This is a genomic window from Streptomyces sp. NPDC096152 (assembly GCF_044763235.1).
In the GTDB taxonomy this organism is placed as follows: domain Bacteria; phylum Actinomycetota; class Actinomycetes; order Streptomycetales; family Streptomycetaceae; genus Streptomyces.
Window position 1 is genome coordinate 321,393 of sequence record NZ_JBIWFW010000005.1, and the last position, 12,902, is coordinate 334,294.

Consider the following 12,902-nt stretch of genomic DNA (forward strand, 5'->3'; position numbering starts at 1 on the left):
TACAACACGTACGCATGCCCCCGTCCGTCCACGATGCGGACCGGGCCGGAAGTCATTCCCAGCGCGCGCACAACCATCTGTGCTAGTTACGAGTCACACAGGTGCGGCCCCACTTTCTTCGTGGCATTCAACTCGGCCGCACCGCAGGGGCATTCGACGTAATCGGGGTACCTCACTTGAAAACCGGCATCCAGGGCTTCCGTATCCGCAGAGCCGCAGCCGTCGCCGTCACCACCGGCGCCGTGCTCGCCACCGGGGCCCTCACCGCGGCGCCCGCGCAGGCCGTGACCGCGCCCTCGATCGTGGCCAAGGGCGGCTACGCGATGAACAACGCGACCGGTACGACGCTGTACACCAAGGCCGCGGACTACAGGCGTTCCACCGGTTCCACCACGAAGATCATGACCGCGAAGGTCGTGCTCGCGCAGCCGAACCTGAACCTCGACGCCAAGGTCACCATCCAGAAGGCGTACAGCGACTATGTCGTGGCGAACAACGCCTCCCAGGCCCACCTGATCGTGGGCGACAAGGTCACCGTCCGCCAGCTGCTGTACGGGCTGATGCTGCCGTCGGGCTGCGACGCCGCGTACGCGCTGGCCGACAAGTTCGGCTCGGGCACGACCCGGGCGGCGCGCGTGAAGTCGTTCATCGGCAAGATGAACAGCGCCGCGAGCGCGCTCAGCCTGAAGAACACGCACTTCGATTCGTTCGACGGCATCGGCAACGGGTCCAACTACTCGACGCCGCGCGACCTGACGAAGATCGCGAGCAGCGCGATGAAGAACTCCACGTTCCGCACGGTCGTGAAGACGAAGGCGTACACGGCCAAGACCATCACCAAGACGGGCAGCACCCGCACGATGGCGACGTGGACGAACACCAACTCGCTGCTGAGCAGCTACAGCGGCGCCATCGGCGTGAAGACCGGCTCCGGCCCCGAGGCGGGCGCCTGCCTGGTCTTCGCCGCCACCCGCAACGGCAAGACCGTCATCGGCACGGTTCTGGCGTCGACCACGTACGCGCAGCGCGCGACGGACTCGACCAAGATCCTGAACTACGGCTTCGCCAAGCTGGGCTGACGCCGGAGCACCCGCGACGCACAAGGGAACGGGCCCGCCGCACTCGCGGCGGGCCCGTTCCCTGTCGCTCGCTAGGCCCAGCTGATCAGGCGCTTGGGCTGTTCCAGGATCGCCGCGGTGTCCGCGAGGACCTTTGAGCCCAGCTCGCCGTCGACCAGGCGGTGGTCGAAGCTCAGCGCCAGGGTGGTGACCTGACGTGGCTTCACCTTGCCCTTGTGGACCCACGGCTGGAGCTTGATCGCGCCGACCGCGAGGATCGCGGACTCGCCGGGGTTGAGGATCGGCGTGCCGGTGTCGACGCCGAAGACGCCGACGTTGGTGATGGTGATCGTGCCGCCCTGCATCGCGGCCGGGGAGGTCTTGCCCTCCCGTGCCGTGGACACCAGCTCACCGAGCGACTCGGCCAGCTGCGGCAGGGTCTGGGCGTGCGCGTCCTTGATGTTCGGCACGATCAGACCGCGCGGCGTGGCTGCCGCGATGCCCAGGTTGACGTAGTGCTTCTGCACGATCTCCTGGTTGGCCTCGTCCCAGGACGCGTTGACCTCCGGGTTGCGCTTGATCGCGACCAGGAGGGCCTTGGCGATGAGCAGCAGCGGGTTCACCCGCAGGCCCGCGAACTCCTTGTCCTGCTTCAGCTCCTCGACCAGGCGCATCGTCCGGGTCACGTCCACCGTCACGAACTCCGTGACGTGCGGCGCCGTGAAGGCCGAGCCGATCATGGCCGCCGCGGTGGCCTTGCGGACGCCCTTGACCGGGATGCGGGTCTCGCGCGCACCGTCGTACGTCACCGCCGGCGCGGGGACGGCCGGGGCCGGTACGGCGGCCGCGGGGGCCTGCGGCGCCGGCTCGGCCCGCGGCGGGGCCGGGACCGCCGCCACCGCCGCGTGCACGTCCTCGCGCGTGATGATGCCGTCCGGGCCGGACGGGACCACCGTGGCCAGGTCCACGCCGAGGTCCTTGGCGAGCTTGCGCACCGGCGGCTTGGCCAGCGGGCGGGGCCCGGCGGCCGGCGCGGCCGCGCCGTGCCCGTTCAGCTCGGCCTGGACCGCAGCCGCGGCGGCGGCCGCCGCGGACTCGGGGCCCTTGCGGGGGCGGCGCTTCGTCGAGGACGTCGCGACGCCGTAGCCGACCAGCACCGGCTGGCGGCCTTCCGGCTTGGGCTCCTCCGCCGTCTGCTCGGCCGGGGCCGGGGCCTCGGCGACGACCGGGGTTTCCGCGGCGGCCGGGACCTCTGCGGGAGCGCCGCCCGCCACGTCCACCGCGATGATGGCCGTGCCCACGTCCACCGTGGTGCCCTCGGGGAAGTGCAGCGCGCGGACCACGCCGTCGTAGGGGATGGGAAGCTCGACGGCCGCCTTGGCCGTCTCCACCTCGCACACCGCCTGACCGTCCGTGACCGTGTCACCGGGCTGGACGTACCACTTGAGGATCTCCGCCTCGGTGAGCCCCTCGCCCACGTCCGGCATCTTGAACTCGCGCACGGACGCTTCCGTCATCGTCGTCACGACCCTCTCCTCAGTACGCCAGCGAGCGGTCGACGGCGTCGAGCACGCGGTCCAGGTTCGGCAGGTACTCCTCCTCCAGCCGCGCCGGCGGATACGGCGCGTGGTAGCCGCCGACCCGCAGCACCGGGGCCTCCAGGTGGTAGAAGCACCGCTCGGTGATCCGGGCGGCGATCTCCGCGCCCGAGCCGAAGAACACCGGCGCCTCGTGGACGACGACCAGGCGGCGGGTCTTCTCCACCGAGGCCTGGATCGAGTCGAAGTCGAGCGGGGAGACCGAGCGCAGGTCCAGGACCTCCAGGGCCTTGCCCTCCTCGGCGGCCGCGTCCGCGACCTCCTGGCAGAGCTTCACCATCGGGCCGTAGGCGGCGAGGGTGAGGTCCGTGCCCTCACGGACCACGCGCGCCTTGTGCAGGGGGCCGGGGATGGCCTCCGTGGCGACCTCGGCCTTGTCCCAGTAGCGCCGCTTCGGCTCGAAGAAGATCACCGGGTCGTCGCTCTGGATGGCCTGCTGCATCATCCAGTACGCGTCCGACGCGTTCGACGGGGAGACGATCTTCAGACCCGCCACGTGCGCGAAGAGCGACTCGGGGGACTCCGAGTGGTGCTCGACCGCGCCGATGCCGCCGCCGTAGGGGATGCGGACGACCACGGGCAGCTTGACCTTGCCCAGCGAGCGGGCGTGCATCTTCGCGAGTTGCGTGACGATCTGGTCGTACGCCGGGAAGACGAAGCCGTCGAACTGGATCTCCACCACCGGGCGGTAGCCGCGCAGGGCGAGGCCGATCGCGGTGCCGACGATGCCGGACTCCGCGAGCGGGGTGTCGATGACGCGGCTCTCGCCGAAGTCCTTCTGCAGGCCGTCCGTCACCCGGAACACGCCGCCCAGCTTGCCGACGTCCTCGCCCATGATCAGGACCTTGGGGTCCGACTCCAGGGCACGGCGCAGCGACTCGTTGATCGCCTTGGCCAGGGCCATCTTCTCCGCTGCCATGATCAGACCCCCTCTGCGTCCGCGAACGACGCCTGGTAGGCGGCGAACTGGGCGCGCTCCTCGTCGACGAGCGCGTGCCCGTCCGCGTACACGTTCTCGAAGATGGCGAAGTGGTCCGGGTCGGGCATGGCGCGGACCGCTTCGCGCACTCGCTTGCCCAACGCCTCGCTCTCGGCCTCCAGTTCCGCGAAGAATCCCTCGTCCGCGTGGTTTGCGGCCTCCAGGTAGCGGCGCAGGCGCAGGATCGGGTCCTTCGCCTCCCAGGCCACCCGCTCGTCGTCGTGGCGGTAGCGGGTGGGGTCGTCCGAGGTGGTGTGGGCGCCCATCCGGTAGGTGTACGCCTCGACCAGGGTGGGGCCCTCGCCGCCGCGGGCGCGCTCCAGCGCCCACTTGGTGACGGCCAGGCAGGCCAGCACGTCGTTGCCGTCGACGCGGACGCCGGGGAAGCCGAAGCCCTGCGCGCGCTGGTAGAGCGGCACGCGGGTCTGCTTCTCGGTCGGCTCGGAGATCGCCCACTGGTTGTTCTGGCAGAAGAACACCACCGGGGCGTTGTAGACCGCGGAGAAGGTGAAGGACTCCGCCACGTCGCCCTGGCTGGAGGCGCCGTCGCCGAAGTAGGCGATGACCGCGGAGTCCGCGCCGTCCTTGGCGATGCCCATCGCGTAGCCCGTGGCGTGCAGCGTCTGGGAGCCGATGACGATCGTGTAGAGCTGGAAGTTGTTGCTGTTGGGGTCCCAGCCGCCGTTGTTCACACCCCGGAACATGCCGAGCAGGTTGGTCGGGTCGACCCCGCGGCACCAGGCGACGCCGTGCTCGCGGTAGGTCGGGAAGACGTAGTCGTCCTCGCGAGTGGCCCGGCCGGAGCCGATCTGCGCGGCCTCCTGGCCCAGCAGCGAGGCCCACAGGCCCAGCTCGCCCTGGCGCTGCAACGCGGTGGCCTCGGCGTCGAAGCGGCGGGTGAGCACCATGTCGCGGTACAGGCCGCGGAGCTCATCGGGGGTGATACCGGCGACGTACTTGTCGTACTCGGCGTTCTTGACGCGCTTCCCCTCGGGGGTCAGCAGCTGCACGAGCTCGGGGTCGGCGCTCTTCCGCGCGCCCCCGCGACTTTTGGTGCCGGTGGTGCCGGCCTTGCTTCCGGCGCTGCGTCGCGATGTGCGCGCGGCAGTGCTCTCCACGGTCACGTGTGCTCCTCCGTCGGTCCGGCCCCCGGGGTTGCCGGTCGGCCTGGGGGTCTCCCCTTGCTCGTCGAGAGCCCGGGGAGGCTCGCCTGGTCCGACCACCGGGCACGGGGTGGGTGCCACTCGACCGGGAACAGGCGTGACAGGTGCCCCGGCGAGCGCCCTGCAACAGTCACGTTACCCAGTGCTCCACATTTCTGTGAAACCCCTCCTGACCTGCGTTTTTCCTTGGATTTCCAAGTATTTTCACTAGGAAGTCCAAGTACCTCGCCGGTCTTCGGGACAGCCGCTGGTCACAGCCTTGCAGGGGGCCGGAACACCGGCACGTTATCCCGGTCACCCCGGCGACGGGAAGGGTTCAGCGGACCGCCGGAAATGCTCCTGCCGGGGGACGACTCCGCGTAGTCGGCGGGGTGCGCACCGGCGTCGGGGGGAGGACGGCACACGACCTGTAGTGACCGAAAGCGACTACCGGAGACTGCCTGTGACAACGCCCAGCTCACGGCCTCGCCCGGTGCCCTAGCATCTGGCGCGTGCCGCGCCCTTGTGTACCACCCCCCGTACCCCTCGCGCCCCCTCTGAGCGCCCTGCTGCGCCAGTACACCGCCGGTTCCGCCCTCACCTGCGAACCCGTCGACCAGGGCCTGCTCAACCGCGGCTACCGGCTGTGCACGACCCGCGGCCGCTACTTCCTCAAGCACCACTTCGATCCGGACACCGCCGACCCCGCGGCCATCGCCCGCCAGCACCGCGCCACCCAGCGCCTGGCCGATCTCGGCGTCCCGGTGGCGCCCCCGCTCACCGGCCGGGACGGGCGCACGGTCGCCGTCGTCGGCGGCCACGCGTACGCCCTGCACCCCTGGGTCGAGGGCCGGCACCGCCACGGCGGCCAGCTCACCACCGGGCAGTGCGCGCGCCTCGGGGCGCTGCTGGGAGCCGTGCACGCCTGCCTGGAGCGCGTGATGCCGCCGAAGGGGCGCACCCGCCCGGCCACCGGCCCCCACCCCGTGGAGAGCGCCGACCCCGACGACACCTTCGCCCTGATCGACGACCTGCTCGCCCACGTGAGCCGCCGGCGCCCCCTCGACGCCTTCGACGAGCTGGCCAGGTACCGGCTCCTGGAGCGGCGGGCGCTGCTGGAGCAGCACACGGACCGGCGTCCGCCGCCCGGCGGCCCGGTGGGCTGGGTGCACGGGGACTTCCACCCGTTCAACCTGCTCTACCGGGGGGACGCGCCCGCGGCGATCGTCGACTGGGACCGGCTCGGGGTGCAGCCCCGCGCGGAGGAGGCCGTACGGGCGGCCGCGATCTTCTTCCTCCGGCCCGCCGGGACCCTCGACCTGCCGAAGGTCAGGGCGTACGCGCGCGCGTACCGGCGGGCGGCCGGGGCGGCGCCCTCCGAGCTCGCCGCCGCGGTGCACCGGGTGTGGTGGGAGCGCCTGAACGACTTCTGGATGCTGCGCTGGCACTACGAACGCAGCGACACCCGCGCGGACCCGCAGTTCCCGGCCGCCTCGGCCCTCGTGGTGTGGTGGACGCGGGAGTACGACGCGGTGTGCGGGGCGTTCGCGGAGTGATCCGGCTCAGGCGCGTCCGGCGTGCCGACGGCGTCCGGGACGCGCGCGTGCGGCCCGAGGGGGCTCCACGCGCGCGTGGCGGACGGTCAGTTGGTCCCGCCGCCGGTGGTGAGGTCCCCCGTGGTCGTACCGGGGGTGCCTCCGCTGGTGTCGCCGGTGGTGGTGCCGGTCGTCGTGCCGCCGGTCGTCGTACCGCCGTCCGTCGTGCCGCCGGTCGTGCTCCCCGACGCCGGGGGGCTGGACTGCGGGGCGGAGCTGGCGGGGTTCGACGGCTGGCCGGACTGCTGGTCCGGCGCGGACTGCGAGGGCGTGTACGAGGGCTGGCTGGACGGGGTCCAGTCCCCTCCGGAGCCTCCCGACCCGCTGCCGCTGTCCGTCGACGTGTCCGTCGGCCGGTCCGTGGTCGAGTCGCTCGGCGTGGAGCTGGACTTGGGGTCCTTGGTGGCGTGCGTGCTCGTCGGCGACTTGGTGGTGCCGCCGCCTCCTCCGCCGCCGCTGCCCTGGTTGTTCAGCGCCAGCGCGACGCCCGCCGCGACGGCGATCACCGCGAGCGCGGCGAGGATCCACAGCTTGCCGCGGCCGCTGCCCCGGTTGCCGTGCCCCTCGAAGCCGCCGTCGTCACCACCGCCGTACCCGCCCGGCAGGATCGGCTGCGGGATCTGCGCGGTGCCGGAGCCGGAGTCCGCGGGGTGCGGCATCACGGTCGTGCCGGCGAAGCCCGCCGCCGGGGTGTGCCGACCCTCGTGCGCCCCCACCGGGCCGGTGTTCCAGGTGCCGGTGTGGCCGCCGTGGTCGTAGAGCATCTGCAGCCCGTACTGGACCAGCCCGCGCATCTCCTCCGCCGTCTGGAAACGGTCGTCGGGCTCCTTGGCGAGCGAGCGCATGACAAGGCCGTCCAGCTCCGGCGGGCACGTGCCCTCCGAGGTCCGCGACGGCGGCACCGGGATGTCCTGGACGTGCTGGTACACCACCGACAGCGGGGTCTCACCGGTGAACGGGGGGCGCAGCGCGAGCAGTTCGTAGAGCAGGCAGCCCGTCGCGTACAGGTCGGAGCGGTGGTCCACGGCCTTGCCGAGGGCCTGCTCCGGCGACAGGTACTGCGGGGTGCCCATCACCATGCCGGTCTGCGTCATCGTCGTGGACGCCCCGTGCAGGGCGCGGGCGATGCCGAAGTCCATCACCTTCACGGCGCCGTTGTCGGTGATGATCACGTTGGCCGGCTTGATATCGCGGTGCACGATGCCGTGCTGGTGCGAGTAGGCCAGCGCCTCCAGGACGCCCGAGACGATGATCAGGGCCTGCTCCGGGCCCGGTGCCTCGGCGTTGAGCAGCAGGTCGCGGATGGTGCGGCCCTCGACCAGCTCCATCACGATGTACGGCACGGCCTGGCCGTTCGCCTGGTCCTCGCCGGAGTCGTACACGGCGACGATCGCGTGGTGGTTGAGGCCGGCCACCGACTGGGCCTCGCGGGTGAAGCGGGCCTTGGAGACCGGGTCCTCGGCGAGGTCGGCGCGCAGCAGCTTCACGGCCACGGTGCGTCCGAGGCGCACGTCCTCGGCGGCGAACACCTCGGCCATGCCGCCCCGGCCGAGTCTGCGGGTCAGCCGGTACCGGCCGTCGCCGACCAGGCCGCCGTTGCCCCACATCTCCGGCGCCTCTGACATGCCGCCGCCGGACGCCTCGGGGTCGGACGGGCCCTGGGCGCGCTGCGTCTGTGCCATCAGTCCTCGCCGTCGTTTCTGCCCGCGGTGCGCGCGGTGTTGTTACGGTCTCCGTCGGCCACGCTACAGGTTCGGCGCAAGCCGCCGGTCCAGAAGCGTCGCGGGAACCGGCCCGAGACGGACCGGCCATGAAACCCCGTGCGGGTGCGGTCGTGCAAATTGCGTGTACCAGTGGGACGCCAGCTGTAACGCTTGCGCGACGCTTCTTTCGCGTACGGTCACGGAACGGGCACCGAGCTTGACGTGTCCGTGCCCTGGGGCAGACTTGGCCGGGAATAGCACTTTCGATCACCGGATCCGGTCGACGGACAGCCGAACGCGGGAGCACAGCATCCGCTGCCGCCGCGCCTATGGGGGACGCAGAACATGAGCCAGGACGGCGCACAGAGCCGGTTCGCGGGGCGGGCACTGGCCGGCGGCCGCTACCAGCTGCGCGACTTGCTCGGTGAGGGCGGCATGGCCTCGGTGCATCTCGCCTACGACTCCGTGCTCGACCGCCAGGTGGCCATCAAGACGCTCCACACCGAGCTGGGCCGGGAGCAGGCGTTCCGGGAGCGGTTCCGCCGCGAGGCCCAGTCAGTGGCGAAACTCACGCACACGAACATCGTCTCGGTCTTCGACACCGGCGAGGACGAGCTCGACGGCACCACGATGCCGTACATCGTCATGGAGTACGTCGAGGGACGGCCGCTGGGCTCGGTGCTCGACGAGGACGTCCGCCGGCAGGGCGCCATGCCCGCCGACAAGGCCCTGAAGATCACCGCGGACGTGCTCGCCGCGCTGGAGATCAGCCACGAGATGGGCCTGGTCCACCGCGACATCAAGCCGGGCAACGTGATGATGACCAAGCGCGGCGTGGTCAAGGTGATGGACTTCGGCATCGCCCGCGCCATGCAGTCGGGCGTCACCTCCATGACGCAGACCGGCATGGTCGTCGGCACCCCGCAGTACCTGTCGCCGGAGCAGGCCCTCGGCCGGGGCGTGGACGCGCGGTCCGACCTGTACTCCGTCGGCATCATGCTCTTCCAGCTGGTCACCGGACGCCTGCCGTTCGACGCCGACTCGCCGCTGGCCATCGCCTACGCGCATGTGCAGGAGGAGCCGGTGGCGCCCTCCTCGATCAACCGCTCCCTGCCGCCGGCGGTGGACGCGCTGGTCGCCCGCGCGCTGAAGAAGAACCCGAACGAGCGCTTCCCCAACGCCGAGACCATGCGCGACGAGTGCCTGCGCGTGGCGTCCTCCGTCCAGGCGGCCCCGCCGAGCATCGTCCCCGGCGTCCAGACCTCCAGCGGCGCGGGCGTCGGCTCGGCGGTGTTCCCGCCGGTCGACCAGGCGAACCCGGCGCCCTCGGGCAACGTCCAGACGCCGTACCAGCCGGTCCCGAACCCGTACGGCAACCCGGTCCCCTCCGGGCCGTCCCCGGCGTACGGCTATCCGCAGCAGGGCGGCTACCAGACGCCCGCCCCGTCGCCGTACGCGCACCAGCAGGCCTCGACCCCGCCGCCGTACACGATGTCTCCGCAGACCACGCCCATGGGAGGCGGCCCGGGCAGCCGGAGCGGCCGGCCGGTGGTCATCGGCTCGGTCGCCGTCGCCGGCATCGCCGTCCTCGGCCTGATCCTGGCCCTGGTGCTGCACAACAAGGGCGACGACAACGGCGGCACCGCCCGCTCGAGCGGCAGCGCGAGCGCCTCGGCGTCCAAGGCGGCGGGCTACCGCGGGCCGGACCCGTCCAGGACGATCGACAGCAGCGAGTGCACGGAACCGCAGGAGTCGTACAACGACCCCGCGAAGATCCAGGTGCCCAACTTCCAGTACAAGTACGTCAAGTCGGTCAAGGCCTGCCTGCAGGCCGCGGGCTGGAAGGTGAGCGTCAAGGACATGGACGAGAACACCTACGGCGACGGCACCGTCATGAACCAGTTCCCCGCCGCGGGCACGGACGTCGACCCGAAGAACATGCCCGAGATCCAGCTCGGCGTCTCGACGGGCAACCCCGCCTCCTGAGCGGTCCGTCCACGACACGGTGAAGGGGCCCGGCAGTTCGGCTGCCGGGCCCCTTCCGTGGTCTCCGCGGGGAACCCGTGGGCCGGCGGGCCCGCGGGCTCACCGGCCTACAGGTACGGTCCGCCCGAACGGCCGCCGGCGCGGGGGTCGTCGCTCCCCTCCTGGCCGATGCCCGGGGGAAGCGCGCGGCGCATCTGCTCGAGCTGGGCCCGCGCGGCCATCTGCTGGGCGAACAGGGTGGTCTGGATGCCGTGGAAGAGCCCCTCCAGCCAGCCGACCAGCTGGGCCTGCGCGATGCGCAGTTCCGAGTCGCTGGGCGTCCCCTCGTCCGTGAACGGCAGGGACAGCCGCTCCAGCTCCTCGACGAGCTCCGGCGCCAGGCCGTCCTCCAGCTCCTTGACCGAGCTGGCGTGGATCTCCTTCAGCCGGTTCCGGCTCGCCTCGTCCAGAGGAGCCGCCCGCACCTCCTCCAGAAGCTGCTTGATCATGCTGCCGATCCGCATGACCTTGGCAGGTTGTTCCACCTGCTCCGTCACCGGGATCTCGCGGACGTCGTCGTCGCCACCACCACCGCCGAGCGCCATGCCGTCCTGGCCGACGACCAGGATCTGGGGGTTCTCCGGCGACCGTTCGTTCCTCGGCATCTCCATGCCGCCATTCTCTCGCACCCGTACACCTCACCTCCGTGGTGCCCCCCGCGGAAGCTGATCCACCGTGTCGCCCCCGGATCGGGGCGCCCGCGCGGGGCCGGTCGACCCATCGGCCGCGCCCGGAGTGCCGGATCGGGACGGTGATGTGAGTGTGGTGCCACGGATCCACCGATCCACCGACCGGGCACCTTGAGGGGGTCCACGACGTGACTCCATGGCCGCGCATCGCACTGCGCACGACGGGAGTGCTGGCCGTTCTGGGAGCCGTCGCCCTGCCCTGCGGCTCCGCCTCGTCGTACGACCCGGCGAAGGTCTCCCCGAGCCCCACGGCCGCCCGTCCGGCGCCCGCCTCCGCCTCCGCGCGCCCGGCGCCCGAAGGCGCCCCCGCGCACCCGGCGTCCGCCTCCGCCCGTCCGTCCCCGGCGGCCTCGTCCGCCCACCGCCCGGCCCCCGCTCCCGCCTCCGCCCGTCCGGCCGCCGCGCCCTCCGCCACCTCCTCCCCGCACTCCGCCGAGCCGTCCCGGGCCGGGAGCCGTCCCGGCGAGGGACGGCAGCGGCCGGGGCGGTCGACGGGGCCGGACGCCCGGGTGGAGGGCGACGACACGGCCCCGCCGGAGGACGAGGGCGCGAGGGGGCGGCACCAGGGCGGGCGGGACCACGGCGCGTGGGACGAGGGTGCGCGGGAGGAAGGCGCGGACCCGACCGGCGCGTCGACGGAGACGGCCGCCCCCCGGACACCCGAGGAGGCCGCTCCCGCCGCGTCCGTGCCGCCGGACGACCCGGCGGCACGGTCCGCCGCCCGGAGCGCCTCCGCGGCCGAGCCCGTGCTCCGGATCCTGCCCCTCGGCAGCGGGCTCGTCCTGATCGGCCTCGGCCTGGGCCTCGCCTTCGTCGGCCTCAGGGTGCGCCGCGGCTAGCCGCGCCGTGGCAGGTCGCGCCGTGGCAGGTCGCGCCGTGGCAGGTCGCGCCGTCGCTGGTCACGCCGTGGCGGGCGCGAGGGCGCCCGGGGGCTTCGGGGCCGGGGAGGTCAGCCGGCGACGAGGAGGACCTTGCCGATGTGGCTGCTCTCCTCCACGACCCGGTGGGCGGCCGCCGCGTCGCTCATCGGCACTTCGCGGTGGACGACCGGCCGGACGTGACCTGCGGCGATCAGCGGCCACACGTGCTCGCGCACGGCCGCCACGATGGCCGCCTTCTCCTCCAGCGGACGGGCCCGCAGCGAGGTCGCGCTGATCGCGGCCCGCTTGGCGAGCAGGGCGCCGATGTTCAGCTCGCCCTTGGCCCCGCCCTGCATCCCGATGATCGCGAGCCGGCCGTTGACGGCGAGCGCCTTGACGTTGCGGTCGAGGTACTTGGCGCCCATGTTGTCGAGGATGACGTCGGCCCCGGCACCGCCGGTGGCCTCCTTCACCTCGGCCACGAAGTCCTGCTCCCGGTAGTTGATCAGGACCTCGGCGCCCAGCTCGGCGCAGCGTTCCAGCTTCTCCTTGGTGCCCGCGGTGACGGCCACCGTGGCGCCCACGGCACGGCCGAGCTGGATCGCCATCGTGCCGATGCCGCTGGAGCCGCCGTGCACGAGCAGCGTCTCGCCGGGACGCAGGTGGGCGATCATGAAGACGTTGGACCAGACCGTGCAGGTCACCTCGGGCAGCGCCGCGGCCTGCTTCAGGTCGACGCCCTCGGGAACGGGCAGCAGCTGACCCGCCGGAACGGCCACCTTCTCGGCGTAGCCGCCGCCCGAGAGCAGCGCGCACACCTCGTCGCCGACCGCCCAGCCCGACACGCCGGGCCCCAGTGCGGCGATCCGCCCGGAGCACTCCAGGCCGGGGTACGGGGAGGCGCCGGGCGGCGGGTCGTAGAAGCCCTGGCGCTGCAGGATGTCGGCCCGGTTGACGGCGCCGGCCACCACCTCGACCAGCACCTCGCCCTCGCCGGGCACCGGGTCCGGCACCTCGTCCCACACCAACGCCTCGGGTCCGCCAGGTTCGGGAATCGTGATCGCATGCATGGGGCCGACGCTACTCCTCGCTCCCGCGGGAACAGCGCGCCACGGCCCCGGGCGGGCGGAGCGGGCGGCCGACGCCCGGGTCGCCGGTCAGGCGCTGCCTTGTCACCGGGCAGGCCGTGCCCGGTCACCGGGCAGGCCTCGGCTGGTCACGGGGCGGGCCGCACCCGGTCACGGGGCGGGCGG

General features: G+C 72.5%; 10 protein-coding genes. 4 read left to right on the top strand and 6 right to left on the bottom strand.

Going from position 1 to position 12,902, the window contains the following annotated elements:
- The first annotated feature begins 176 nt into the window (after positions 1-176).
- Positions 177-1,079, top strand: a complete 903-nt coding sequence (locus tag ACIQ9G_RS19170; RefSeq protein ID WP_403610692.1) for a D-alanyl-D-alanine carboxypeptidase family protein — start codon at positions 177-179, stop codon at positions 1,077-1,079.
- 71 nt (positions 1,080-1,150) lie between these two features.
- On the opposite strand, the gene ACIQ9G_RS19175 is transcribed toward ACIQ9G_RS19170, so the two are convergent.
- Genes ACIQ9G_RS19175 through pdhA form a run of 3 tightly spaced genes read right to left on the bottom strand, consistent with a single transcriptional unit; the run spans position 1,151 to position 4,759 of the window.
- Positions 1,151-2,584 (bottom strand): dihydrolipoamide acetyltransferase family protein, encoded by a 1,434-nt coding sequence (locus tag ACIQ9G_RS19175; RefSeq protein WP_403610694.1) that lies wholly within the window; start codon positions 2,582-2,584, stop codon positions 1,151-1,153.
- Between the two features lie 10 nt (positions 2,585-2,594).
- Complete coding sequence (locus ACIQ9G_RS19180) at positions 2,595-3,575, bottom strand: alpha-ketoacid dehydrogenase subunit beta (RefSeq protein WP_356181616.1); 981 nt, start codon at positions 3,573-3,575, stop codon at positions 2,595-2,597.
- Positions 3,576-3,577: 2 nt separating this feature from the next.
- Entirely contained in the window at positions 3,578-4,759 is a 1,182-nt protein-coding gene (pdhA, locus tag ACIQ9G_RS19185; RefSeq protein WP_403610697.1) for a pyruvate dehydrogenase (acetyl-transferring) E1 component subunit alpha, read from the bottom strand.
- Positions 4,760-5,289: 530 nt separating this feature from the next.
- Here pdhA and ACIQ9G_RS19190 point away from each other — a divergent pair.
- Complete coding sequence (locus ACIQ9G_RS19190) at positions 5,290-6,333, top strand: phosphotransferase (protein WP_403610700.1); 1,044 nt, start codon at positions 5,290-5,292, stop codon at positions 6,331-6,333.
- Positions 6,334-6,419: 86 nt separating this feature from the next.
- Here the strand turns inward: ACIQ9G_RS19190 and ACIQ9G_RS19195 are convergent, their stop codons facing one another.
- Positions 6,420-8,054, bottom strand: a complete 1,635-nt coding sequence (locus ACIQ9G_RS19195; RefSeq protein ID WP_403610702.1) for a protein kinase — start codon at positions 8,052-8,054, stop codon at positions 6,420-6,422.
- 366 nt (positions 8,055-8,420) lie between these two features.
- Here ACIQ9G_RS19195 and ACIQ9G_RS19200 point away from each other — a divergent pair, with 366 nt between their 5' ends.
- On the top strand, positions 8,421-10,061 hold the full coding sequence (locus tag ACIQ9G_RS19200) for a protein kinase (protein WP_403610705.1): 1,641 nt from the start codon (positions 8,421-8,423) through the stop codon (positions 10,059-10,061).
- A gap of 107 nt (positions 10,062-10,168) precedes the next feature.
- Here the strand turns inward: ACIQ9G_RS19200 and ACIQ9G_RS19205 are convergent, their stop codons facing one another.
- On the bottom strand, positions 10,169-10,711 hold the full coding sequence (locus ACIQ9G_RS19205) for a bacterial proteasome activator family protein (RefSeq protein WP_403610708.1): 543 nt from the start codon (positions 10,709-10,711) through the stop codon (positions 10,169-10,171).
- 206 nt (positions 10,712-10,917) lie between these two features.
- On the opposite strand from ACIQ9G_RS19205, the gene ACIQ9G_RS19210 reads away from it, so the two are divergent.
- The gene (locus ACIQ9G_RS19210) at positions 10,918-11,628 is read left to right on the top strand and encodes a hypothetical protein (RefSeq protein WP_403610711.1); all 711 of its coding nucleotides are present in this window, start codon (positions 10,918-10,920) and stop codon (positions 11,626-11,628) included.
- A gap of 110 nt (positions 11,629-11,738) precedes the next feature.
- Here ACIQ9G_RS19210 and ACIQ9G_RS19215 read toward each other — a convergent pair whose 3' ends face one another.
- Positions 11,739-12,719 (bottom strand): NAD(P)H-quinone oxidoreductase, encoded by a 981-nt coding sequence (locus tag ACIQ9G_RS19215; RefSeq protein WP_403610714.1) that lies wholly within the window; start codon positions 12,717-12,719, stop codon positions 11,739-11,741.
- Positions 12,720-12,902: the final 183 nt, after the last annotated feature.